The sequence below is a fragment of the Aminipila sp. genome (genome assembly GCF_032051575.1).
Classification (GTDB): Bacteria; Bacillota; Clostridia; order Peptostreptococcales; family Anaerovoracaceae; genus Aminipila.
In genome coordinates this window covers 21,820-45,988 of the sequence record NZ_DAMBYD010000001.1, presented here as the reverse complement: position 1 = coordinate 45,988, position 24,169 = coordinate 21,820, and the positions used below count along the sequence as shown (strand labels likewise).

Annotated in this window: 22 protein-coding genes; 7 read left to right on the top strand and 15 right to left on the bottom strand. The window is 36.4% G+C overall.

The features are described from left to right. Positions 1 to 110 precede the first annotated feature (110 nt). The 3 genes from RTW14_RS00215 to RTW14_RS00205 form a co-directional block, all read right to left on the bottom strand. Positions 111 to 371, bottom strand: coding sequence for an S-layer homology domain-containing protein (locus RTW14_RS00215; protein WP_312647263.1), 261 nt, complete (start codon positions 369 to 371; stop codon positions 111 to 113). Between the two features lie 21 nt (positions 372 to 392). After that, positions 393 to 884: a hypothetical protein gene (locus tag RTW14_RS00210; protein ID WP_312647262.1), complete on the bottom strand. Its 492-nt coding sequence runs from the start codon at positions 882 to 884 to the stop codon at positions 393 to 395. 248 nt (positions 885 to 1,132) lie between these two features. Beyond that, positions 1,133 to 1,321 carry a hypothetical protein gene (locus tag RTW14_RS00205; protein WP_312647261.1) on the bottom strand — a complete coding sequence of 63 codons (189 nt, stop codon included), beginning with the start codon at positions 1,319 to 1,321 and terminating at the stop codon, positions 1,133 to 1,135. A 156-nt stretch (positions 1,322 to 1,477) separates the two neighbouring features. Between RTW14_RS00205 and RTW14_RS00200 the strand changes: the two genes are divergently transcribed. After that, complete coding sequence (locus tag RTW14_RS00200) at positions 1,478 to 2,410, top strand: copper amine oxidase N-terminal domain-containing protein (protein WP_312647259.1); 933 nt, start codon at positions 1,478 to 1,480, stop codon at positions 2,408 to 2,410. A 120-nt stretch (positions 2,411 to 2,530) separates the two neighbouring features. Here the strand turns inward: RTW14_RS00200 and ftcD are convergent, their stop codons facing one another. Genes ftcD through hutH form a run of 5 tightly spaced genes read right to left on the bottom strand, consistent with a single transcriptional unit; the run spans position 2,531 to position 8,994 of the window. Beyond that, on the bottom strand, positions 2,531 to 3,427 hold the full coding sequence (gene ftcD, locus RTW14_RS00195; RefSeq protein ID WP_312647258.1) for a glutamate formimidoyltransferase: 897 nt from the start codon (positions 3,425 to 3,427) through the stop codon (positions 2,531 to 2,533). 43 nt (positions 3,428 to 3,470) lie between these two features. Further along, on the bottom strand, positions 3,471 to 4,097 hold the full coding sequence (locus RTW14_RS00190; RefSeq protein ID WP_312647257.1) for a cyclodeaminase/cyclohydrolase family protein: 627 nt from the start codon (positions 4,095 to 4,097) through the stop codon (positions 3,471 to 3,473). A gap of 44 nt (positions 4,098 to 4,141) precedes the next feature. Continuing rightward, complete coding sequence (gene hutI / locus RTW14_RS00185; protein WP_312647255.1) at positions 4,142 to 5,380, bottom strand: imidazolonepropionase; 1,239 nt, start codon at positions 5,378 to 5,380, stop codon at positions 4,142 to 4,144. Between the two features lie 8 nt (positions 5,381 to 5,388). Beyond that, entirely contained in the window at positions 5,389 to 7,413 is a 2,025-nt protein-coding gene (locus tag RTW14_RS00180) for a urocanate hydratase (RefSeq protein WP_312647254.1), read from the bottom strand. Between the two features lie 57 nt (positions 7,414 to 7,470). Continuing rightward, positions 7,471 to 8,994 (bottom strand): histidine ammonia-lyase, encoded by a 1,524-nt coding sequence (gene hutH / locus RTW14_RS00175; RefSeq protein ID WP_312647253.1) that lies wholly within the window; start codon positions 8,992 to 8,994, stop codon positions 7,471 to 7,473. Positions 8,995 to 9,433: 439 nt separating this feature from the next. Here hutH and RTW14_RS00170 point away from each other — a divergent pair, with 439 nt between their 5' ends. After that, positions 9,434 to 9,778 carry a hypothetical protein gene (locus tag RTW14_RS00170; RefSeq protein WP_312647251.1) on the top strand — a complete coding sequence of 115 codons (345 nt, stop codon included), beginning with the start codon at positions 9,434 to 9,436 and terminating at the stop codon, positions 9,776 to 9,778. A gap of 144 nt (positions 9,779 to 9,922) precedes the next feature. On the opposite strand, the gene RTW14_RS00165 is transcribed toward RTW14_RS00170, so the two are convergent. The 4 genes from RTW14_RS00165 to RTW14_RS00150 form a co-directional block, all read right to left on the bottom strand. Continuing rightward, the gene (locus RTW14_RS00165; RefSeq protein ID WP_312647250.1) at positions 9,923 to 10,525 is read right to left on the bottom strand and encodes a TetR/AcrR family transcriptional regulator; all 603 of its coding nucleotides are present in this window, start codon (positions 10,523 to 10,525) and stop codon (positions 9,923 to 9,925) included. Between the two features lie 66 nt (positions 10,526 to 10,591). Beyond that, positions 10,592 to 12,040 (bottom strand): MFS transporter, encoded by a 1,449-nt coding sequence (locus RTW14_RS00160; RefSeq protein WP_312647249.1) that lies wholly within the window; start codon positions 12,038 to 12,040, stop codon positions 10,592 to 10,594. A 24-nt stretch (positions 12,041 to 12,064) separates the two neighbouring features. After that, positions 12,065 to 13,048 (bottom strand): SUMF1/EgtB/PvdO family nonheme iron enzyme, encoded by a 984-nt coding sequence (locus tag RTW14_RS00155; RefSeq protein ID WP_312647247.1) that lies wholly within the window; start codon positions 13,046 to 13,048, stop codon positions 12,065 to 12,067. Further along, positions 13,045 to 14,553 (bottom strand): aldehyde dehydrogenase family protein, encoded by a 1,509-nt coding sequence (locus RTW14_RS00150; protein ID WP_312647246.1) that lies wholly within the window; start codon positions 14,551 to 14,553, stop codon positions 13,045 to 13,047. The genes RTW14_RS00155 and RTW14_RS00150 overlap by 4 nt, the downstream gene beginning before the upstream one ends. Positions 14,554 to 14,812: 259 nt before the next feature. Here RTW14_RS00150 and RTW14_RS00145 point away from each other — a divergent pair, with 259 nt between their 5' ends. Both RTW14_RS00145 and RTW14_RS00140 read left to right on the top strand, forming a co-directional pair. Next, positions 14,813 to 15,193 (top strand): BlaI/MecI/CopY family transcriptional regulator, encoded by a 381-nt coding sequence (locus RTW14_RS00145; RefSeq protein WP_312647245.1) that lies wholly within the window; start codon positions 14,813 to 14,815, stop codon positions 15,191 to 15,193. Then, positions 15,190 to 17,121 (top strand): M56 family metallopeptidase, encoded by a 1,932-nt coding sequence (locus RTW14_RS00140; protein ID WP_312647244.1) that lies wholly within the window; start codon positions 15,190 to 15,192, stop codon positions 17,119 to 17,121. The genes RTW14_RS00145 and RTW14_RS00140 overlap by 4 nt, the downstream gene beginning before the upstream one ends. A 129-nt stretch (positions 17,122 to 17,250) precedes the next feature. On the opposite strand, the gene RTW14_RS00135 is transcribed toward RTW14_RS00140, so the two are convergent. Both RTW14_RS00135 and ilvA read right to left on the bottom strand, forming a co-directional pair. Further along, entirely contained in the window at positions 17,251 to 18,045 is a 795-nt protein-coding gene (locus RTW14_RS00135) for a C39 family peptidase (protein ID WP_312647243.1), read from the bottom strand. A 366-nt stretch (positions 18,046 to 18,411) separates the two neighbouring features. After that, positions 18,412 to 19,620 (bottom strand): threonine ammonia-lyase, encoded by a 1,209-nt coding sequence (gene ilvA / locus RTW14_RS00130; protein ID WP_312647240.1) that lies wholly within the window; start codon positions 19,618 to 19,620, stop codon positions 18,412 to 18,414. A 145-nt stretch (positions 19,621 to 19,765) separates the two neighbouring features. On the opposite strand from ilvA, the gene RTW14_RS00125 reads away from it, so the two are divergent. From RTW14_RS00125 to RTW14_RS00115, 3 genes are read left to right on the top strand one after another with little or no spacing between them, the layout of a single operon-like run. Beyond that, on the top strand, positions 19,766 to 20,992 hold the full coding sequence (locus RTW14_RS00125; protein WP_312647238.1) for an ATP-binding protein: 1,227 nt from the start codon (positions 19,766 to 19,768) through the stop codon (positions 20,990 to 20,992). After that, positions 20,976 to 22,019, top strand: coding sequence for a lipase family protein (locus RTW14_RS00120; RefSeq protein ID WP_312647237.1), 1,044 nt, complete (start codon positions 20,976 to 20,978; stop codon positions 22,017 to 22,019). The genes RTW14_RS00125 and RTW14_RS00120 overlap by 17 nt, the downstream gene beginning before the upstream one ends. Before the next feature lie 18 nt (positions 22,020 to 22,037). Beyond that, on the top strand, positions 22,038 to 22,391 hold the full coding sequence (locus tag RTW14_RS00115) for a zinc ribbon domain-containing protein (RefSeq protein ID WP_312647236.1): 354 nt from the start codon (positions 22,038 to 22,040) through the stop codon (positions 22,389 to 22,391). Between the two features lie 108 nt (positions 22,392 to 22,499). Here the strand turns inward: RTW14_RS00115 and RTW14_RS00110 are convergent, their stop codons facing one another. Next, a complete protein-coding gene (locus RTW14_RS00110) occupies positions 22,500 to 23,996 on the bottom strand; it encodes a copper amine oxidase N-terminal domain-containing protein (RefSeq protein WP_312647235.1) in 1,497 nt (498 codons plus the stop codon). Positions 23,997 to 24,169: the final 173 nt, after the last annotated feature.

The following is a 24,169-nucleotide window of genomic DNA, read 5'->3' as shown; positions in this document are numbered from 1 at the left end:
TTTTCTTTACAATAAAAGGCCTTTATGATAAATTTGATTTTACCTTAAAGACCTCTTATTTTATTTGCAGATGTTTTTGATAATCTACATTTTAAATTTCTATAATGAATTTAAATTTTGCTTTTTGCTAGATTAAAAATAATTTGACAAATCTCTGCTCTAGATATATTTTCTTGGGGATTAAAAAATCCTTTTTCATCTCCATTAAATAACTTAATTTTTGAAAGCCTTTCAACACTTTCTTTTGCCCAACTTGAAATTTCATTTTCATCTTTAAAAGATAAAGAATTGTCTAACTTTACGCTATTATATAAAGATGTATTTTTTGCAATATATCGATCAATTATTGTTGCTGCTTGTTCCCTGGTCAAAGAATCATCACTTAAAACGCTTTAGCTACTTCCTTTTAGAATTCCTTCCGAGCCTGCCCAATTTACGTAATATGGCGCAGCCTTATCCATCAAAGTGCTATACTCACCATACATAGCATAATCACTCACGCTTATATCAGTAAAAAAATCCACTCTATACTGGCTATAGTCTATTCCCTTTTTTCTACCTAAGAGAATTGCTAATTCAGATTTCCTCAAATAAGAACTTGGACTAAACCAATACTTGCGACTTAGCATACCATCTAAGCATCCCTGTTTTGCACAATATACAATGGCCTCCTGCGCCCAGTTTCCATAAACATCAACCATTGTCATATTATCATTAATATAAATATTAGGAATCTGATTCCCATTTTTATCAACAAATCCTGGCACATTGTCATTTGCCTCATATGCCCAGGATGGAACTCCTTCAAAATCAGCGTAACATGTAGAACTCATCCCTAGTGCTCCAATCAATAGAATCATTCCCCAAACTATTAATCTCTTCATTTTTACCCCCTAAACTTGTAAAATAATTTTGATGCTTTTATATTATTATATCTTTACGATTATCTAAAGTTTATACTTTAATACAAAAGGGAATGCAGGTTTTTATTTTCTTTCCCTTTAAGTTAAAAAGTCATTTTCTGATACATGTAAACAAATCTCAACAGTGTCTCCTGCTTTAATACCCGTAATCTCCTTGCAATCCAGTTATCTTTTTCATCAATTGAATGTGTACCAGATGCATATACATGCTAGACATTATTTTTATAATAGATACCAGAATCTAGTGGGTAATAATCAATAATACTGCGCATAAAGTAAGGATATGCATTTCCTGATGCTCCTATATTTGTTCCTAGTGTAACAATACTAACAGCATCTTTATAATTTTTGCCGTTTGATTTTCTTGATAAAACAGGAATCCCATCTGCTTTACTCATAATTTTCTTCTTTTTATTTCAACATTAATTATGGTAATTTGGGGTCCTAAAGGATTAAGAGTAAAGTTAAGCATAGTAAACGATTCAATATTATGACAATTATGTTATAATACAATTGTTATAAATATATAAAAAATTTAAAGGAGGAAATTTTTTATGGGATTAAAAAAACAAGGGATTAAAAGATTATTCAGTATTATTATGATTTTAGCATTAGTTGTATGTAGTAACATTACTTCCTCTGCTTCTACAAAAGAAGTACAGGTAAGCATTGATGGGAATCTGCTTAACATCACAGATGTTAAACCTTTTGTAAAAGATGGAAGGACTATGGTACCTCTAAGAGTTATCTCAGAAAATCTTGGAGCAAAAGTTGACTGGAATTATTCGCAGCAAAAGGATGTAATCAAGATTACAAAGGGAGACCGTGATATTACACTATTAATAGGTAACCCTACAATAATTAAAAAAAATTTTATGCGTATTAATATGGATGTATCACCTTTCATTTTAAATGGCAGAACTATGGTTTCAGTGAAATTTGTTTCAGAAGCTTTAGGTGCTGATGTGGAGTGGGATGCTACAAAAAATGAAGTTAAAATATCAACAGTGATGCCCAGTTCAACAGATCCCAATTCAGAGGAATGGGATAAAAAAGTTCAAGATATGACGTGTTACAATGAAGTACTAGCCGATTTATACGAAACTAATCCAAAGACTGCAAGAGAATTTATTTTCGGGCTTTACACTCTTGCAAATAATTTGGATAAATCAGGTAGTGTAACTTATAAAAATTTAAATGGTGCAGAAACGTCAGTCTTTATTAAAGATAATGAATCTAAACATGATATTACGATTATACAAAATGACATGCAAAATATTTTTTATCCTGCACTAGACACGATAATTAATATAATATTTAAACAAGAAGACTATGAAAAAATAACAAATGACTTAGACTCGGCGTTTCGTAGCAAACTAGCCGGTAAAGGCTTTTCAATCAAGGGTGAAACAGACAAATATTTATATACCGCCACATACCAAGAAAATTATAGATTAGAAATATACCTAGACAAAAAACAGAAATAACGCTTTGGCGGTGATATGTGCAATAGTTAAATAAAGACGGATGTCTCAAGCAAATGAGACATCCGTCTTTTTAATGGTTTTAAGGTAAATTAAGTTAAGTTACAATTTTACTAAGATAAATTAAAGCAAATGATTTTCAATAACCTGTACTGCAGGATTAAATTCTTCAATCTGAAGATAATATTCTGCTGCATCAAACAATGCGTTCATTGGGCAAAGTCCAATAATTTCTGTTCCAATGACATGTACTCCATATCGAGCAGCCTCAGCCTTTGTTAGTTCAACAACTCTATATAGCGGAGTTTTTGTAAAGTCCGTCATGTTAATGGAAACCTGTGCAATATTTCTGTCCTCAAGCATTACGCCCATAGCCTTAACGCAGTCAAATCCACCATTTGAACGTCTAATAATCTTTCCAATTTTATTTGCAATTTCAACATCTGACGTACTTAAGTTAATATTGAATGCTATTAGTGGTGGTCTAGCTCCTACTGCAACAACACCACCTGTAGGGTGTATTCTCTGACCACCAAAGTCAGGAATCCATTCAGCATCTTTAACTTTTTCTGCCATGCCTTCAAATTGTCCCTTACGTACCTTTGCAAGATTTTCTCTATGTGGAGCACTTGCAGACTGTTCATATAAAAATACTGGAAGATCTGCTTCTTCAGCAATTCTTTTACCAACTCTTTTTGACAATTCAACGCAATCTTCAGTAGTTGCATCTTTAATAGGAATGAAAGGCATAACATCTACGCAGCCCATTCTAGGGTGTTCCCCAACGTGCTTTGTCAAATCAATTAATTCAACTGCTTTCTTTGCAAGTTTTACACTTGCTTCTTCGCAGGCTTCAGGACTTCCCATGTAGGTAATAACTGTTCTGTTATGACTTGTATCTGATGAGTAATCAAGTAATGTGCACCCTGCTGTTGTTCTAATCTGGTCTACACATGCTTCGATAACTTCCTGATTTCTACCTTCACTAATATTTGGTACGCTTTCTATTATTTTAGCCATGTTACTAATTCCTCCTAAAATTTCTCCTCAATTTTTTATAATCTTATAATGAACCTAAAATTTTAACATATAGCTCTTTTTCTATAGCTTCTGCTTCTGCAATGATTTTTTCACCCTTTTCAACAAAAGCTTTTGCAGTAGATTCATCTTTCACCCCTGGCAAATTAATTTTAACATTTAACCATGCGCCCTTGATACAAGACATAAGATTTAAAACTGCTACACCTAAATCACTGGCTGCATTGAGATTTGATTTACCTTCAAGTTCCTGCGCTATTAAAAGTGCCTCATATGCCAGCTCCATAGACCTAAACGGAACTTCAGTAGCTACTAAGGTTCCGTCTGCAATAGCCTTACTTCTCGCACTTTTTTCTTCGTCAGTTGCTTTTGGCATTTTAAATGCTGCAGAAACAAGATTGAAAGCTTCCGTATCTTTATCAATTGCCTCTACCAACTCTTTATAAAGCTTTGCTCCATCTTTTTTTGCCTGTGCACATATTTCCTGATAATCTGCAAATTTTTCCTTACCCAAGGTTAAATCGCAAACCATCATGAAAAGACCGACTCCCTGTGCCCCTGCCAGGGCACTAACAGATCCACCTCCAGGTGCTGGAGCATCAGACTTTAGAACGTCTAAATACTCATTCACTTTCATTTCAACTAATTTCATACGTTTCTCCCATGTTAAATTTAATTTTTTATTATAAGCTTTTACTAAACTAGTATACCTTTTTTGATAACCTGCATGGCTAAGTTTGATCCAAAACGATAGCAAAGCATCTCCATATCTGAAGCATCCCAGATGACCAGATCCGCCTGTTTTGCAACTTCTAACGTTCCAACTTTGTCTCCTCTTCCAATAGCACAAGCAGGATTAATCGTTACTGCTGTCAGGATTTCCTCAGGAGTCATTTTATACTTTAAATACCCTAGATTAATTGCAAACTGTAAGTTTAGGGATGGACATGATCCAGGGTTAAAATCCGAAGCAATCGCCACAGGTATGCCTAGTTCCATCATCCTTCTTGCAGGTGCGAAGGTCTTTCCAAGATAGAAAGATGTAGCTGGAAGCAACATAGCTGTAGTTCCGGCCTTTGCCATGGATTCCATTCCCTTTTCGCCTATAGCAATTAAATGCTCTGCCGAAATGGCTCCCATCTGACCCGCTAGTTCAGAACCCCCAATTTCTTCAATTTCATCTGCATGAATCTTAAGTCCAAATCCATGTGCTTTTGCACATTCCAGATATTTTCTGCTCTGAGGTACATCAAATACTGAATCTTCACAGAACACATCAACGAACTCTGCCAGGTCCTGTTTTTTCACTTCTGGAATCAATTCTTTGCATAGTAAATCAATAAATTCATCTGCCTTGTCCTTATATTCGTCAGGGATAGCATGTGCTCCCATAAAAGTAGCGACCATATCCATTGGATGATTTTCATCAAGAGCCTTTACTACCTTTAGCATTTTCATTTCATTTTCCATATCCAGGCCATAGCCGCTCTTTGCTTCGCAGGTAGTTACTCCAAGCGCCATCATTTCATCTAAGAAATCAAAAGCTTTGTCATAGAGTTCTTCAAACGCAGCTTGCCTTGTATGTCTTACTGTGTCTAAAATACCTCCGCCAGCATTTAGGATGTCCAAATAAGTAGCACCTTTCAGCTTCATAGGAATTTCATTTTGTCTGTATCCACCAAAAACTAAATGAGTGTGACCCTCTACTAGACCCGGAGTAACAAGCTTACCTTCCGCGTCTATTATGGTATCTGCATCCTGAGCTCCATCAGGAAGTTTTCCATTTTCACAGATTTCCTTTATGATGCCGTCTTCTATAAGAAGCGCGGCATCTTTCATTTTCACATTTTCACCCTGCTTTTCTCCCGTATGGCTGTAGCTGCCCACAGGAGTCTGCAAAGTTCCTATATTTTTAATCAGCAATGTGTTTTTCATTTTTTCACCTATTTCACATATTTTGCAACAATACTATCTACCAGTTCATCATTTGCAACATAAGGAATGGTAATGTGTCCTGCACCTGCATAGTTCTTGTTGTATGCAACAGAAGTTTCAAGAGCATTTTCGTTTCTTGCCCAGTTTCTTCTGGCAACGCCACCCATTACATCCCACATCATTGCAGACTTAATGATTGTATCGACTCGATCGCTTCCATCAAGTACAAGACCAAACCCACCATTAATGGACTTACCAATACCAACACCACCACCATTGTGAAGAGCACATAAGCTCATACCTCTTGCTGCATTTCCAGCAAAGCACTGAACAGCCATATCGGCCATTACATTACTACCGTCTTTGATGTTTGAAGTTTCTCTGAATGGTGAGTCTGTTCCGCTTACATCGTGATGGTCACGTCCGATCATTACAGGACCAATCTTGCCTTCTTTGACAAGTTCATTGAACTTAAGCGCAATGTTTGTTCTTCCCTCTGCATCCTGATAAAGAATTCTTGCCTGAGTACCTACAACCAACTTGTTTTCCTTAGCATCTCTGATCCAAACCCAGTTATCTCTATCCTGGAATCTCCTGTCAGGATTAATACAGTCCATAGCTGCCTTATCTGTTGCATCCAGATCTTCTGGCTTCCCTGATAAGCAAACCCATCTGAAAGGTCCATAACCATAATCAAATAACATAGGTCCCATGATGTCTTCAACGTATGAAGGCCAGATAAATCCGTCCTTTTCATCTATACCATTCTTTGATATTTCCTGAACTCCTGCATCATACATAGCCTTCATGAAGGAGTTACCATAATCAAAGAAGTAAGTTCCCTTAGCTGTTAACTTTTTAATAGCCTGGAAGTGTCTGCGTAATGTCTCGTCAATCTTCTTACAGAACTCATCCCTGTCTTTATGGAGAAGTTCAGTTCTTTCATCAAAAGTCAATCCAACTGGACAGTAACCACCGTTATATACGTTGTGGCAGGAAGTCTGGTCAGATAATAAATCAATATTAAAACCAACCTCTGCAGCCTTCTCTAGTAAATCTACAATGTTACCGTGGTATGCAATAGAAATGGATTCTTTTGCTGCAACTTTTTCATTAGCAAGCTTAAATACATCATCCAGATTGTCAAGGATTACATCAACCCATCCCTGATCGTGTCTTGTTTCAATTCTGGAAAGATCCACTTCGGCGAATATGCCAACTGCTCTTGCAATATTCGCAGCCTTAGGCTGAGCACCACTCATACCCCCAAGCCCTGATGACACAAAGGTGTGACCCGCCAAGTCACCCTGCTCAGGTACTCCCAGATATTTTCTGCCTGCATTTAATATGGTATTGAATGTTCCATGAACAATACCCTGAGGTCCAATGTACATCCAGCCTCCGGCAGTCATCTGTCCATAGTTTGCAACACCCATTTCTTCTGCGATTTCCCAGTCTTCCAAATTGTCAAACATACCAATCATCATGGAATTGGTAATGATTACACGAGGAGCTTCTGGCTTTGATGGAAATAAACCAAGCGGATGCCCTGATTCAACTACTAAAGTCTGATGATCAGTCAGTTCTTCAAGATATTTCTTGATTAACCTGTACTGTAACCAGTTCTGGCAAGGCTGGCCAGTCTCTCCATAGGTAACCAGTTCATAAGGATAAAGTGCGATTTCAAAGTCAAGATTATTATCAATCATAACCTGGAATGCTTTACCTTCAATACAGTTTCCTTTGTATTCTTCAATTGGTTTTCCGTATATTCTCCCTGCTGGTCTGTATCTATACGCATAGATTCTTCCATAAGTCTTCAATTCTTCCATAAATTCTGGAGCTAAAGTTTCGTGTAATTCTCCTGGCACATACCTAAGCGCATTCTTAAGCGCAAGTTTAGTCTGTGCAGGTGTAAGTCTGAATCCTCTGTCTGGAGCTCTTCTCTTACCTTCTTCAAAAGCTGGATATTCTGGTAATGCTGCATCCAGTTTTATAGTCATAGCATCTGCAATTTTTTGGTTATTTAACATTTATATTACCTCCTAGTTCTGCCTAATCGCCTATTTGCGATATGCTTTGTGTCTTTATTAAATTATATTTACCGCTTTTTGAACTGCTTCAACAATGGAATTATTCTTAATCATTTCATCAAACTTCACTAACTCATAATGCATAACAACATCCTGATCTACCGGAGCTACTAACTGTCTTATGAAATCATATGCTGCCTGTGTACCCTTTGCTAATCCTTTTTCTCCTCTTAGCCAGATACCCTGTGACGCTGCAAATAATTCGATACCCAGAACTTTTTGTGCATTATCAAGAATTAATGCTGCTGTTCTTGCTGCTGTAGTTCCCATACTTACATGATCCTCTTGATTTCCTGATGAAGGAATAGAATCAACACAAGCTGGATGTGCATAGATTTTGTTTTCTGAAACCATTGATGCAGCTGCATACTGAGCAATCATAAAGCCAGAGCAAACTCCACCGTGCTTTGTAAGAAATGCAGGTAAGCCTTCAGACAGCTGAGGGTTAACAAGCCTTTCTGTTCTTCTCTCCGAAACGTCAGCAAGCTCTGATATAGCCAGCTTTAAGAAATCGAATGCAAGAGCCATCGGCTGACCATGGAAATTACCACCTGATATCACTTCATCTTCATCAGGGAAAATAAGTGGATTGTCAGTTACTGCATTAATTTCTCTTGTTACTGCCTCATATACATATTGAACTGCATCTCTTGATGCTCCGTGAATCTGTGGAATACATCTTAATGAATATGGATCCTGCACCTTATTTGGATTTGTTTCGTGCGCATTGTCACTTCCTTCAAGTAATGTAAGTAAATTATTTGCTACATCCTTCTGTCCCTGGTGACCTCTCACATCATGAACCTTATGATCATAGGCTTTCTTAATTCCATTTAAAGCTTCAGCTGTCATAGAAGTCGCAATGTCTGCTACTTTTAGTAGATTCATTGCATCCCAAAGAACATTTACACCAACAGCAGTCATAATCTGAGTACCATTTATTAGTGCAAGACCTTCTTTCGCTGCAAGCACAACAGTAGAAATTCCTGCCTTCTTCATAGCTTCTGCGCCAGGCATAATTTCTCCCTTGTATTCAGCATCGCCTTCACCAATCATAGTAAGAACCATATGTGAAAGTGGAGCTAAATCTCCAGAAGCGCCTAATGACCCTTTTTCAGGTATAACAGGGTGAACACCCTTATTTAGCATTTCTAGTAAAGTATTTAACGTTCCAGGTCTAATACCTGAATGGCCTCTTGAAAGTGCATTGCATCTAAGCAGCATTGCTGCCCTAACAACTTCTCTTGGCAAGCCCTTGCCCATAGCGCACGTATGGCTAATAATAAGGTTTCTCTGTAAATCTGCAGTTTCGTCACTGGAGATAAATGTATCAGAGAATTTTCCAAATCCAGTTGTCAATCCATAAATAACCGCACCCTCTGCTAATTTTTTGTCAACATAATCTCTCGCCTTCTTTACAGCAGCCTGTGCTTCCGGTGTAATAACAACCTCTTCATCAAATCTTGCTACACGGATTACTTCTTCAACCGTTAGCTTTGTTCCATTAATAGTAATGCTCATGACTTCGTTCCTTTCATTTTTTATATTTTTAATAATTATTCATTATGTCTGTATGTTTATGCAAAAGTCTTTTAATATTTAGACTCCACAATCATTATACCAAACTTGTTAATAAATTTACAATACTTTATTTTAAATTTTCTTAAAATTTATTGAAATGTTGTATTTTTAGGCGTTTTTGCATACAATCTCTTGAAAACTTCGCTTTGTTATATTAAAGCAACATAGTACTTTTTCATTAGTTATTTATAGCTACATCACTTTATTTCGTTATTGCTTTACTATGAATAATTATACTATTTTTGAACTAATTAGCTATTATTTTTAAATTATACGTATAAATTTGTTTGTTGAACAAGCACCTTCAGAGTGATATAGTAATTTCATGTTATTAATTCGTACTATTAACTAGTTCAATGAAAAAATAAGGGGTATACCTGTGATTAAAATTTATAATAGAAAAGTGTTTATTTTAGGAATTATTTATCTTATAACATCCTTTTTAGCTATTTACATATCACTAAAGGACTTTGACTTTAAGCTATTGATAATATCACTTATTTTGTTAGTTTGTTCTTGCGTTTGTATTATACTCAGCTTTTCAAAAAAAGCCTATCAAAAAAAATTATCTGCACTGGAAGCCCAAAAGGAGTTAGAAAAAACTAACAAGGCCTTGAAGGTTTTAAATTCTGTCGAAAAGATTTCCTCTGGTATGGGTATATTCTTTGGTTCTATCTCTGTTGTTCTATTAATTATTGGCCTAATTACCCTTATAAAAAAATAGTCTACCTTTCTACTTTTTAAAATAACAAAAGGGCTGCATACCATGATTACAAAACAGTATTCAGCCCTTTATGGGTTATATTTACTTTTATTCTAGTTATAAAAATATCAGCCTTTTTATCTTCCATCTTTGCTAGCCTTAGAATCATTCTATAAATGCCAAAAATCTAAATAGCTGCTTTTTATGGAAGTCTACAATACATTTAAATTTCTCGTGGTCATCTAAAAAATCCAAAGTATCCTGCAGCCCTGCAATAACAACCATTAAATAATAAACTATTTCTGTGGCATTATCACAATTTATAACCCCTTTATCCTTAAAATATTCTATATATCGTAATAGCTTTTCATTAGCTTGCTGTGTATATGCTATAAACTTTTCTTTTGCTTTTTTATCACGAAGTGCTATATTCACACAAGAAAAATATACTCTTGAATCAATATCTAATGCACCCTTAACAGAAAACATGGAGTCAATAAATTTGGTAAACTCACCTTTTACATCCTTGTTTGACATCTCCACTGGAGGAATTGAAACATCTATACACCTGTCAAACATATAATCAATGAGCCCATATATGAGTTCTTGCTTATTTTTAAAATAGTAAAAAATAAGGCTTGACGGTATATTTATAGCTTTAGCAATTTTAGTTATGGATACATTCTCCATACCCAATTCGGCAACAAGCTTATAGAAAGCTTCTAAAATAAGGTTTCTTTTATTTTCATAATTTACATTTACTTTCATTTACTTCTTCCCCATTTTTATAATTGTATTTTTATTTTTTCAATCTGGTTCTTGAGTATTTGGGCGCTATAAAATGTTTTTAAAAGCCTCTAGAGAATATTCCTCTCCGTCTTTTTTTAGTTTTAGAGCCTGCTCCAACTCTGTTATATTTTTTTTATTAACTTTGTACCGTGAACATACAACTATCATGACAAAGATTATACCTATCGGAATTCCTGCATAAATCACTCTTAATGCCGAACTCATACTTTCAGTGACCACTTCAACGGTAGGATCGACCCTAAGTAATGACATTACTATTCCATTCAGCCACATACCTATAGCAACTCCTGCTTTTGTTAAGAATGAGCTTAGCGAAATGATTAGCCCCTCTCTTCTTTTTCCGTACTTAAATTCATATATTTCAGCTATGTCAAAATTCATGGCATATATTATAATCCAAAATGATGCAGAAGCCAGACATAAACATATTAGAAGCGCCATCATAAGAAATGTGCTTGGAGTTATAAAACATAAAATGACTGAATATACAAATAGAATTATAAATCCGATCAACATCCCAGATTTTTTACCCAGTTTAACTATAAGATTTCCCATTGGCACGATAAACATTATAGAAATAATTCCAGGCCAGAAGTTGACCATAGCTATCTGATTGTTATCAAATCTACATGTAAACATTAAAAAATATAATAAAGAGCTGTTAGATACGCCCAAAAACACATTATATAAAAATCCCATACACGCAGTCAGTCTGTACTGCTTTATATGAAATAAATCCTTAGCATCCTTAAAGGCTACTTGGATAAATCCACCGCTTTGGTTGTTTTTTACTGTTTCTTCCTTAATTGCATTGCGATCTTTTCCTCTAAGTGCAACAGCTGTTGTAAGAAATGCAATGGCTGTTACCGTTCCTAAAACGGCACCGATTATCTTCCATGTCAAAACGTCACTTTTGCCCTGAAGCGCCATAAAATCCATAAATTTTAATATGCCTACCGTTAAAATTACCTGACCAAATGCAGAAAATAAAAGCACAGAAGTCCGCATCCTAGTTTTAGAATCGTAATCATCAGTTACTTCTGATGCTACAGCTATGTACGGTATATCAACTATGGTAAAAAACATCCAGAAAGCTATATTTATCATAATAAAGTATAAAATCTTTGCTGTCTGCCCAAGATTCACATCACAAAACAGGATAAAAACAAATAAACCAAGAGGAATAGCTCCTGCTAATATAAAAGTGGCTCTCTTCCCAAATTTATTCCCTTTATATCTGTCCGACAAATATCCTACTATTGGATCCGTTATTGCATCCCACATTACTGCTATTAGTGATATTGTCCCTGCTGCTGCTGGATTTATTCCTGCAACACTAGTCAAAAAGAAGATGAAAAACATATAGAATATATTGTACGCTATGTCTTCTCCCATACCTCCGATTCCATACATTACTGTGGTTTTAAGGTCAAGCTTCTCAGTTATAATTTTTGTTTCAAAATCTTTACTCAACTGCTTATTCTCCTTCTCTATGTTCTATTGTTCATAATACGCACATCTGAATCCCACATCAAAATAGTTTTCATCGTCTTTTAATATTAGTCCCAATGCAAATACTCCTGCATTTTCTTTGTTTATCCAATAACCTCCACGTATAGCGTTATATGTTCCTTTTACGTTGACGGCCACCACATCTTCTTCATATTTATCACCTTCTGGAAGCAGAGCCATAGCTATAAGCTTATTGGTGAAGGCCTTATCTACATTGGTTTTTACAGTCTTATATGGGCTAATTAATGTGTCTTTATCCGTGTGTTCACCACTTTCAGATACCGATAATATTAGTGTACCATCTGTGTTCAGATCCCTGTATTTTAAGGATTCCCTCGCACCTGCTTTACAGAAATCCCCCCCACCGTCCAAAGCACGCCATACACCGTCACTTTGTCTCCTAAGCTGTAATTCGCAGTCAACTGAACGAATGCCGTCGACCCATTCCCAAACATTACCGTTCATGTCATAGATGCCGTCTGTTGTCCCATCATGGCTCCATTCAACAGGGCCTGAGCCCGTCAGGATTCTAAAAGGCTTTCCTTCGATTGGACACGGTTTATTTTCTGATAATGTTCCTTCTTGATCTTCAAATCGGTAATCTTTCCCATAATTATTATTTCCTCTGGGAAGGGTATTGTTCTTTTTTGATAAAAGGGCTACAGCTGCCCATTCATCGTTAGTCATGAGGTGCCACCCCTTACCCTTATTTTTACAATAGTTTCGCGCTTCCTCTATAGTGACAAAAACTTCTGGGTCTTTGTTTTGCAAACTATATGCTAATCCATTAATCACCACATTTTGATATTTGCTTATATATATTGCCTCTAACTCATTTCCGTCCACTATAAATGCTGGATGCGTAACATCAGCACCCCCTTCAATAACGTCGGATATTTTAAATTTAGGAATCCTGACCATGACAGACTTTAAATTTCTGTCATCTGTAATTTCAACTGTATTTCTCATAGCCCGCCTTCTTTCCTTTTATCATCATTCTGAAACCAATTGGTTTTTTTAGGGTTTAAACTCATATTTATCTGCTTTAAAATAGTAAACTCTTCCAGACCTTGTATTCCGCCCATAACTCCTATGCCGCTTTGCTTATATGGACTCACTGGAAGGCTTGAGCCAGCTTCTAAATATGTATTCACCCATAACAATCCAGACTTTACAAACTTACACACTCTAAGAGCTTTCCCAATATCCTTTGTAAATACGGCTCCTGCCAATCCATAAATAGTGTCATTAGCTATATCGATAGCTTCTTGTTCAGTTGAAAAACTCTGAACTGTCAAAACTGGCCCGAATATTTCTTCCTTCACTATTCTCATATTGCTTTTACAATCTATAAATACAGTGGGCTCAACAAAGCATCCTTTTTCAAAATCTCCGTCAACTATTCTCTTGCCTCCCACTGCCAGCTTGGCGCCTTCTCTTATCCCCACCACTATATAATTCAATACGCAAGCCATATGTTCTTTTGAAATCAATGGGCCAAATTCTGCATTTTCATCAAAAGGCATTCCAATCTTTATGGAGCCTACTCTTTTTACTAAGGTTTCAACCAACTTATCATATATGCCTTCCTGAACCAATAGCCTTGAACCTGCCACACAAACCTGACCTTGACTTAAAAATATGCCAAACATAACATTATCTACGACTAAATCTATATCCACGTCATCAAACACTATAACTGGAGATTTACCTCCCAACTCAAGTGCTAATTTTTTCAAACTTGACGATGAATCCTGAATGATATCCATACCAGTTTTTGTGCTGCCGGTAAAAACAATCTTGTTTACATTTTTGTTTGTAATTAATTCCTTTCCGATGTTACTGCCGGAACCCAAAACCAGATTTGCAGCCCCTGCCGGTAAGCCTGCTTCTTCAAAAATTTCAAAAAGCATAATGGTTGTTAAAGGAGTAAGGGAAGATGGCTTTACAATTATGGTATTGCCTGCTGCCAATGCTGGTGCTATACTTGCTGATGCAGTTCCCAAAGGGTAATTCCACGGAACGATTATGCTGCAAATACCTATAGGTTCCCTAATTGTCATTGATAACAAATTATTTGAATTATTGGACGTATGCCCCTGTAGAGAAGCTGCAATCCCACCATAAAATCTAAATGCTCCTATGGCAGCATACACATCATCGTATCTTGTTTCTCTAAACAACTTTCCTGTATTTATGCACTCTGTCCTTGCTATCTCATCTATCCTTTTTTCAATTAAATCTGCGATTTTATACAATAACGCGCCACGTTCTTCAGCACTCATACTTCTCCATACAGAATCGTCTTTAAAGGCAATTTTAGCTGACTCTACGGCCAATATGACATCATTATCTTGGCCTTCTGTTACAACTGCAACGATTTCCCCTGTTGCAGGGTTAATTATGTCCTTCGTCTTTTCGGAAGAAGACAATAACCACTGCCCGTTTATAAACATTCGTTTTACATTTTTCACACTTACCTCCATTCTCAAGAGGAGTACCTTTTGCAACAATTATGTCCACATCTTTACCTACTTCAAAATATACCTCTCCTTAAAATTTTATTGATTAGTCAATCATATTATGTTTTTTTATCTTATTTATTGAAATTTTCCACACAAAATAGAGTAAAAAACGTAGCAGGATATTTCCATAAAATTGGTTGACAGTTAGAGTGCAAAGTGCTATCTTATGCTTAGAGTGCACTACGCAATCTTAGAGAGGAGAATCAGAATGATACAACAGGTGTCGGATTTTGAATTAGAGCTTATGAAAACCATTTGGGCAAATAGCGGATCAGCCCTTTACGCTGAAATCGTGGAAGCACTGGAAACGAAAGGGACACCAGCGACTAAAAACACGATTATTTCTTTGCTATCCCGCCTGATAGAAAAGGGATTCCTGAAAATTAGCAAGATTGGCCACAGGAACAAGTATACTGCTCTAGTTTCGGAAGCAGAATACAAAGCTGCGCAAACAGAAACATTCCTAGAAAAGATTTACGAGGGGAATGCCAAGGACTTAATTTCCACATTGATTCACAAGGATTTAATTTCATCCGATGATTACGAGCGATTAAAAAAACATTGGAGAGAGGGCCAGGGGAAAGAATGAACGAACTGCTAAAAGTATTGCTGTCCTTATCTATTTCTGGCACATTCTTAATTTTCATTCTTATCCTTTGGAAGCCGCTAATCAAGAATAAGATTAGCAAAAGCTGGCAGTATTACATTTGGCTGATTGTGATTGCCCGTTTGTTGCTGCCCTTTACGCTTGAAATAAACCTTGTGGGAAATGTATTCCAGCAAATTGACAATGTTATTCCACAATCAGAAATGATAGAGGCCCCTAAACAAAATGTGGCAGACTTGTCAACTTACAACGAAAGTGATTATCAGAACGTAAATCAAGATGATATGACAAACGCTCAGGGGCCAAAAGAAATTGTAGCGGTAGTACAAAGCATACTTGATAAGGTGATACAAAATGCTTTGCTGATCTGGCTATTTGTGGCAGCCTTGCTGTTAATTCGAAAAATAACCATCTATCAAAGTTTTGTGAAGTATATAAAAGCAGGGCAAGTTGAAGTGTCAGATATTAAGCATTGGGAGCGTTTGGGGAAATTAGTAGAACAAGAAGGTATAAAAAGAGCGGTTTTAATTTACACAAATCCGCTGATTTCATCCCCTTTGCTTATTGGCTTTTTTCGACCCTGCATTATGCTCCCTACCACAAAACTATCTGATTCTGATTTTGAGTACACAATTTTGCATGAACTAACCCACTATAAACGACGGGACATGTTTTATAAATGGCTGATACAAATCACCATCTGCGTCCATTGGTTTAACCCTGCCGTGCGTTTAATGGGACGGGAAATAAGCAAAGCATGTGAGTTGTCTTGTGATGAAACAGTTATTAAGGGACTGACTGAAAAAGAAAAATACGCTTATGGTGATACGTTGATTGAAGCAATAAAAACAGGTGGGCATTACGAAAATGCTCTTGCCTCTGTCACGCTTACTGAAAGTGTGGAATTGCTGAAAGAGAGGTTAGATGCTATTATGAAATTTAAGAAAAAAAGCAAATGGGGCATATGCATATCATTACTACTTACGGTCGTAATGGTTTGCGGTTTTACTTTTTCAGGCGCGTATGCTGCTGTCAACATTAGCGCTGAGTCAACCAGTGTCCCCGATATTGAAGCTGGCGGCACTATCAATAATAGAACCGTTTACTTCGTTTATACAGAGAAGGGGCTTCGTTCCATCGGTACAGGCAGCAATAGCTTAGACAAACTGTATATGCTTGCAAAGGATATTGTTCTATCCACTGACGAATGGGTGCCTATCGGAACTGCTACTAAGCCTTTTACTGGGACTTTTGATGGAAATGGCTTCAATATTAAGGGCTTGACTATGACTAACCCCAACACAAAAGTGTCCGGTTTTTTCGGATATGCTAAAGGAGCAAGCCTGCATAATATTGAATTAAGAGATATAGACATATCATCAGCGGGAAAAAACATAGCAGAAAAGAAAGCTGACCCGATTTGTGCTGTTCCTACCAACGTCACATTAACGGACAATCGGGTTTATCCCAAAATTATCGGCACTCCAAATGATAAATTGACAATGGATACCTTCATTTTAGCCGGAAAAAAATACTATCAAGTAGAAAATGAAACACAACTGCGGTCAATCGGTCAAGGGAGTTATACCCTTGATAAAGACTATATTCAGGCTGCCGATATACAAATGTCAACGGCTGAGTGGGAACCCATAGGAGCCCCTAAAAATCCATTTACTGGGACTTATTGCGGAAATGGTTTTGAAATAAAAGGGCTGACAATGACCAACCCTAATTCAAAAGTAATCGGATTGTTCGGGTTCGCTGATGGTGCAACAATTTACAATATCACAATGCGAGATTATGATATTTCCACCGCCGGAAGAAACGTAAAAAACAAATCTATTGCGCCAATTCTAGTATTTGGAACTGATTCACGCTCCTATGATAACAACATTTATCCAAAACAGTAAATGATATAAGTCAACAATCAAAATAGTATGTGATAAAGGCCCTGGTTACCCTATGTAATCGGGCCTTTCTCATGAATAAAAAGCTTTAAAAACACATCCCTGCATTTCTAAAGCTTTAGCTCCCTTGATTTAAATTTTAACAGCAGGCTGCATTCCCATTTCCATGAGCTTACGGTCAAAAGCACCGCCACGATACAGCATTACAAACGTGCGGACCTGATCCAGAGATAAATCTATAACATCATTATTTCCACTGGTATCCGAGCCGTCCCCATTAATTATTTTTGCATTCATTAGAATTTCAATGATATCTCTAAAGCCATAATCATTGGATATATCCTTAAGTTTCTCATACCTTATCACTGACACTTCCTCCTCTTCATTTATACTATCTACTTCTACTATCCAATAGTATTTAACTTGGCTTTGCCATAATTCAATATCTGCACGAATCCTTCCGGCTTTTGTGCTTCCTGGGTCATTTATCAATACCTTATTTTCTTCTACGCCGTATGCCAGAACGTAATGACCTGACTTTGTCCAGTTACCTTTTCCCATACAAGAAATCACCCAGCGGCCTGATTTTAACGCTATAACGGCTTTTTCATGAGCTTCCTTAGCCGAAGTACTTTTATCCCCATAAAGATTTAATTTATTGACTTTTATTAAATTAATTTCATACTCTGCTCCTGCAGGTACAAAATAACTATAATACGTGCCTTGCTTGAAAGCTTTATACCCGTTTTTTAGTGCCCATGCACAAGTTTCCTTTGGCGTAACCGTTGAATCTTTAAGAGTGGCAATTACCATTGCCATGCAGGATGGGCCGCATCCAGATTCGCCTATTGTTGTATTTTCGCCTTTGGCAGAATAGTCAATACCAGCCCATCGTTTATCTGTCTGTAAATAGCTAATCGGCTTCATATGCTGCCTCCTTAATTTTATTCTTCTTAGATAATCATATTGCCGTATGCAGCCTTATGTTCATTATTTGCACAATTATAAATAAAAATAGTGGGAAGTAGGATAGGAGGGTCTATTCGACTTGTCATTGGTAATCAAGATTGGGATTCTAATTTGTTGACAGAGGGAACGCCAATCTACAAATTAAAAACTGTTTCAGAACAAGAAGCATTGACCATAATGTATGACGAAAAGTATCGAAAATTTTACCCTATCAATAACTAGAAGCTTTGAACTTGTCTCAAACGCTATATAGCAAAAAGTGTAAAGGGGCTTGAACACCTAACGCATAAGTTAGTGTTCAAGCCCCTTTATATTATGTCTTTATTATTGTGGCTTTTCTCCCACAAGCTGCATGCCTGCTTTTATTAACTCCTGTTTTATCTCTGCCGCTTGTTCTCTGTCTCTTGTTTCCATAACCACTCTGAGGAAACAACTATTAATTGCCATATTTGGGTCGCTTCTATCATGATATACAGTAACAACGTTACCACCACAACGGCTTATAATTTCGCTAACGCTTAAAAGCTGCCCTGGTCTGTCTGCTAGTTCAACAGTTATGGTACTTCTTCTGCCACTCATAATCAGGCCTCTTGTTACGACTCTGTTTAAAAAGCTTACATCAATGTTCCCTCCACTGACAAGACATACCACCTTTTTTCCATGCAGGTTAAACTTATTAAACATTGCCGCTGCAACAGAAACAGCACCAGCTCCTTCTGCAACTAGCTTTTGCTTTTCCATCAGTGCAAGTATGGCTGCTGCAATTTCATCTTCAGATACAATAGCCATATCATCTACGTATTTTAAAATCATTTCATAGGTAATGTCGCCGGGGTGCTTTACCGCTATTCCATCTGCAAAAGTATTGACGGAATCAAGAGTTATTGGCTCTCCACCTTTTATAGACTTATACATGCTGGGCGCTCCTGCTGCCTGCACACCATAGACTTTGCAGTTTGGATTTAGATTTTTTATGGCAAAGGCCACTCCACTAAGTAACCCACCTCCGCCTACAGGCACAATTACTGCATCTGCGCTGGAAAGCTGATCTAAAATTTCCAGTCCAATTGTCCCCTGTCCGGCTATGACATCATCATCATCAAAAGGATGAATCATGGTTCTTCCTTCTTCTTTCTGAATTTCCAATGCTTTTGCATGGGCGTCATCATAAGTATTCTTCACTAGACAGACTTCGGCTCCATATTTTTTTGTTGCTTCCACTTTACTTAACGGAGCTCCATCCGGCATACAAATTAAACAAGGAATATCATTTTTTTGTGCTGCAAGCGCGACTCCTTGAGCGTGGTTTCCTGCACTGCATGCAATAATCCCATGCTTTTTCTCCTCTTCACTTAGTTGGCTTATTTTATAATAAGCGCCTCTAAGTTTAAAACTACCTGTCACCTGCAGGTTTTCTGTTTTAAGATATATGGTATTTTCCTGACTCAGCCCTGGGGCTAAAATCAAATCTGTCTTTCTTGCCACCTCTCTTAAGACATAAGCTGCATGGTATATTTTGTCTAACGTAAGCATGAGCATCTACCTCCCGAATATTTTATTATACTTTTAGTATAGTCCTTAAAATCACCTAAAATTCGTGGTATAATTAATAGTTAAATAATATCATTTTTATAGAGGTTTATCAATAAAACTTATATATAGATACAAGGAGTATTTTATGAACAAATTACATGATTTATCTACAGAATTAAACACTTTGGCCATTTTTAGGAATGTTCTAAAAGATGAAGTTATCCAAAGTTTCCAAGAATTAGCAACATCAACTTATTCTTTAGATTCAAAAGACCTTGTTCTCCACGTCTATGGGGACTTTGTTTCTAAACTATTTAACAGCACTAGTTCCTTCTCCCATTACATAACAGAACTAATTATGAGTGATGAAAATTTTTATATTATTGGAAAAGGCGCGGGAAAAGTTTTTGATCATGTCATAGAATCCAGCTTGAAAAATGAATTAAATGTATTAACCAGACTCGCATCATTGACACCAGAAGATGCAAAATCTATCATAAATTATAAAGGTTTTTTACCTGTATGGACTAACGAACCTGTGGATTTAACTTCTTTATATATGGAACGAATCTCTAAGCTTCCTACAAATGGGTATGGTATTTATGCGAAATATTATGCATTTGTTTTAAGTTCTGATGGAGTTGTGCCTATCACACATCCAGATCCACAAAGGCTTTCTGACCTTCCTGGTTACGAAAGAGAGCGCAGCCTCATTATCCAAAACACATTGTCACTAATTGAAGGTACTGGCGCAAGCAATGCTCTTTTATATGGTGACGCGGGAACTGGGAAGAGCTCAACTGTAAAAGCCATCTTAAATGAATACAAGGATAAAGGGCTGAGGCTTATTGAAATTAAAAAAGATCAGTTAATTCATCTGCCAAACTTGCTGGAAACCCTATCTATCAATCCCCTTAAGTTCATATTGTTTATTGACGATTTAAGTTTTAGTGGTAATGACGATAGCTTTGCTGCTTTAAAAGCAGTTCTTGAAGGCAGTATTGCTTCTAGAAGTAAGAACGTTGCAATCTATGCAACCAGTAACAGAAAACACTTAATTAAAGAAAACATGTCAGAAAGAAATGGGGATGACCTGCATCTGAATGATACCATCCAGGAAACACTTAGTTTGTCTGCAAGGTTCGGTCTTACTGTTACATTCCAGGCCCCTGATAAAGATAATTATTTAGATATAGTGAAGCATTTAGCAAAAGAATATAATCTGGCACTTTGTGAGAAGGATTTATGCATAAAAGCTGAAGCTTTCGCTATTAGAAATGGGGGAAGAAGTCCGCGTACGGCAAAACATTTTGTTCAGATTCAAGCTGTGATGCAGTTAGAAGGAGAAGAAAGTAATGATGGAGAAAATTAGATTATTCCTTATCATATTTACTATTGTTTTGGCTTTTGGCTTAATTCCAATGAATTTAAATACTGTTTTCGCTACAACCACACCAGATTCCCTTTTTGAACAGTCTTCCACAGAATTCAATTTAGATTTAGCAAAATATTCTCTTACATTGAGTTCTGCCGCCTATGGCAATACTGCTGCCAATATTGAAAAAGTTTTAACTGAAAATGGCTTCACAAATGATACGACCTATGATAATACTTCTTACAAAAATGCCTCTCGGATGAATACAAATTTAGTGGCCTACTCTTTTGCCCACAAGCAAGTAAAATGCCAGAATAGAGAATACACATTGATTGCTGTGGTTATACGTGGAACCAGTGGAGATAATGAATGGATTAGTAATTTTAATATAAATGATTCCGGGAGCAGTCCTGCCATACATGAAGGTTTTAGTAAGGCCGAAAAAGCACTGTTAGCTAATTTAAATAAATATATTAAAAGCCTGAATCTGGACAGATTAAATACTAAGTTTTTAATTACCGGACACAGCAGAGGAGCTGCTGTTGCCAACTTACTGGCTGCTGACTTGTCTAAGAGTGAAAAACTAGCAGACCAGTCTGATATTTACGGATATACGTTTGCTACTCCAAATGTTGCAAAGATTAGCTCTAATGTATACTTTAATATTTTTAATGCAGTAAATCCTGCGGACATAGTAACAGAAATACCTTTAGCAAAGTGGGGATATAGTAAATATGGGGTAACTTATTCTTTACCTGATGAAACGCAGATAAAAGTTGAAGACCTAACTGCAGCAAAAAAAGCTTTATCACAACTTACAGAAATAGCACCAACAGTAAAAGATTTTAATAAAGCGAAGCTTTCTCTTGCACTTTTAGAAGAGAATCTTATACCTACTGGAACCACAAGTGCACATGCACCACAGGTATATATGAAGTATCTAAACGAAGTAAACTCTGATGAACTTTCAGCGAAAATATTTAACTTACAGCTAAAACTCATTCCAAATAAAAATTATGCTTAATAAAAGGGGGATATATTAATGAAAAGTATTAAACCAGGAAGAGGACCTTCTATGATGGGGGCGTTTGGTTCTATTGCCGCAGGAGTATTTGGTGTTTTTTGGACTGTTTGCACGGTTAACATGATGGCGCCTTGGTATTTTTCAATATTTGGTGTCATCTTTGTCTGCGTAGCCATTGTTCAAGGGATTTATAATTTTAAGAATGCAACTGGTAAAAATCGGTTTTCTGAATTTGATATTGTGGATGAGGCAGAAGAGACAGACCCAATGCAGGATTTTCATGAGAAACAATCATTCTGCCCTTATTGTGGCGCTAAGGTTGCCCCAGATTATGAGTTCTGCAGCAACTGTGGGAAACAGCTTCCAAATTAATAAATAAAAACTATCCTCCTTGATTGATGTTAAGTTTAATCAAGGAGGATAGTTTTTTAATTTCATTAATATTTATCTGAAATATCGCCAAAACTTTTTAATATTTGACTAAAGAGTAGGGTTTTGTAAAGGCATTTCTACAACCTTAGCCCCAGCAGGGATCTCTACATTAAGCTTCTTTGTTGTTTCGGAAATATGAGACTCGGCCTTTATAGCCATCTTCATCAGTTCTTCCATATCTAAGGTCATATCAATTACTGCGTTCTTCTGATCTCCAGTAATATTCATTGCAAAACTGCCCTTCTTTTCTATTGAACCTGAACCCTTTATGCTATATCCATACAGGCTTCCACCTTTATCTTGGATGGTAAGATTAGCACTTAATTTGCTTTCCTTTAAAAACGTCTCTAACTCTTTTAAGTCTATTGCGTCATTTGTTACTCCTTCAGCAACTGCTGTCTTTGCTAAAGCAGCCATAATTGCAGTCTGGTTAATATCTAAAGTATACGTATTAATATCTCCAGAAGTCTTTGTTGTAAACGCATCGTCGCCAATAAGGTATTTTAAGAAAGTATATGACGTTTTCATGTCTTTATACGCAGAAACATCTGAATATTCAACAGAAGACATTACTTTCATCAAATCAGATAAACTCATTCTGGTAGATTGATGGCTCATAATGGATTTCAAATCGATTCCCATTGCATCATATTGGTCATACACATTCATTTTATACCAAGTATTCTTATCTGCTGTAGGATTTAATACAGAAAAAAGATTAGACTGCATATATGTATTTCCAGTTTCACCATTCATTTTTATGTTCATGTCTGCATTTTTCAGCATTTCCAGCATTGGCTGAAAGGCTGCCTTTTGTTCAGCTGATAAGGTTGTCAGCATCTTATCCATATTTACTGTAAATTTCATGGTTAAATCAGCATTTAGTTTTTGCTGTACTCCATTCATTTCACCGTTTACAGAAAAGTTCATGGCTGAATTTGTAGTGTTAGGTGCATTTTTTGTTACTACATCACAACTGAACTTACCATTTGTTTCATATGTTTTTTCTAGGTCTAAATCTGTCTTTAATAATTTGCTGACAATAGAAAAGTCTTTATCCACATTAGCATAAATATCTGCAGGATTTATGATAATTGCAGTCTTTTCCGCTTCATCCCAGCCTACACTATAACCCATACTTTCTGCAATAAAACGTACAGATACATAAGTACAATTTGATTTTTTATCAACAAATGGAGCTGTATCCATTTGTTTCGTTACCTTTTTTCCATTCTCGTTAATGGTAATGTTCTTACTGCCAACAGTAAAGGAAATTTCTTTATCCTTTGTCTTTGCTGTTATCATCTTAGACTTTGTATCAAAACTTACAGCAGCGCCCATGGTTTCAAGACTCTGGCGAAAAGGTACAACAGTTCTTCCATCAACTACTTTAACTGCAGCATCAGTGAATTTAATATTTTCCCCATTGTACTGCACCTTAATTCCCTTAGAATCTGCTGCAAAAGCAGTTATGCTTCCCGAATACGTCAATATCAGGGTAATAATTAACGTTATGGAAAAAACTTTTTTAATTAATTTCTTCATGTAATTAGTCTCCTTCTTTTTTGTTAAATTATAACATTATTATAATAATATCAGATAAGTTTCCTAACTACAATAAGCTAAATGCATAATGTACACAGTAATTATTAAATTTATATAGTTTCTACCCTTGACATATAATAATATTCGTTTTATAATTTGGTATAGTTACTACA

Excerpts from the sequence above, each read along its gene's own strand:
- ftcD (WP_312647258.1), bottom strand. The coding sequence starts at position 3,427 with ATGGCTAAAATAATAGAAAGCGTACCAAATATTAGTGAAGGTAGAAAT.
- RTW14_RS00165 (WP_312647250.1), bottom strand. The coding sequence starts at position 10,525 with ATGAAAGTAAATGTAAATTATGAAAATAAAAGAAACCTTATTTTAGAA.
- RTW14_RS00145 (WP_312647245.1), top strand. The coding sequence starts at position 14,813 with ATGATACAACAGGTGTCGGATTTTGAATTAGAGCTTATGAAAACCATT.
- RTW14_RS00115 (WP_312647236.1), top strand. The coding sequence starts at position 22,038 with ATGAAAAGTATTAAACCAGGAAGAGGACCTTCTATGATGGGGGCGTTT.
- RTW14_RS00125 (WP_312647238.1), top strand. The coding sequence starts at position 19,766 with ATGAACAAATTACATGATTTATCTACAGAATTAAACACTTTGGCCATT.
- hutI (WP_312647255.1), bottom strand. The coding sequence starts at position 5,380 with ATGAAAAACACATTGCTGATTAAAAATATAGGAACTTTGCAGACTCCT.
- RTW14_RS00110 (WP_312647235.1), bottom strand. The coding sequence starts at position 23,996 with ATGAAGAAATTAATTAAAAAAGTTTTTTCCATAACGTTAATTATTACC.
- RTW14_RS00140 (WP_312647244.1), top strand. The coding sequence starts at position 15,190 with ATGAACGAACTGCTAAAAGTATTGCTGTCCTTATCTATTTCTGGCACA.
- RTW14_RS00210 (WP_312647262.1), bottom strand. The coding sequence starts at position 884 with ATGAAGAGATTAATAGTTTGGGGAATGATTCTATTGATTGGAGCACTA.
- ilvA (WP_312647240.1), bottom strand. The coding sequence starts at position 19,620 with ATGCTTACGTTAGACAAAATATACCATGCAGCTTATGTCTTAAGAGAG.
- hutH (WP_312647253.1), bottom strand. The coding sequence starts at position 8,994 with ATGAGCATTACTATTAATGGAACAAAGCTAACGGTTGAAGAAGTAATC.
- RTW14_RS00180 (WP_312647254.1), bottom strand. The coding sequence starts at position 7,413 with ATGTTAAATAACCAAAAAATTGCAGATGCTATGACTATAAAACTGGAT.
- RTW14_RS00120 (WP_312647237.1), top strand. The coding sequence starts at position 20,976 with ATGATGGAGAAAATTAGATTATTCCTTATCATATTTACTATTGTTTTG.
- RTW14_RS00205 (WP_312647261.1), bottom strand. The coding sequence starts at position 1,321 with ATGAGTAAAGCAGATGGGATTCCTGTTTTATCAAGAAAATCAAACGGC.
- RTW14_RS00155 (WP_312647247.1), bottom strand. The coding sequence starts at position 13,048 with ATGAGAAATACAGTTGAAATTACAGATGACAGAAATTTAAAGTCTGTC.
- RTW14_RS00200 (WP_312647259.1), top strand. The coding sequence starts at position 1,478 with ATGGGATTAAAAAAACAAGGGATTAAAAGATTATTCAGTATTATTATG.
- RTW14_RS00190 (WP_312647257.1), bottom strand. The coding sequence starts at position 4,097 with ATGAAATTAGTTGAAATGAAAGTGAATGAGTATTTAGACGTTCTAAAG.
- RTW14_RS00135 (WP_312647243.1), bottom strand. The coding sequence starts at position 18,045 with ATGAAGCCGATTAGCTATTTACAGACAGATAAACGATGGGCTGGTATT.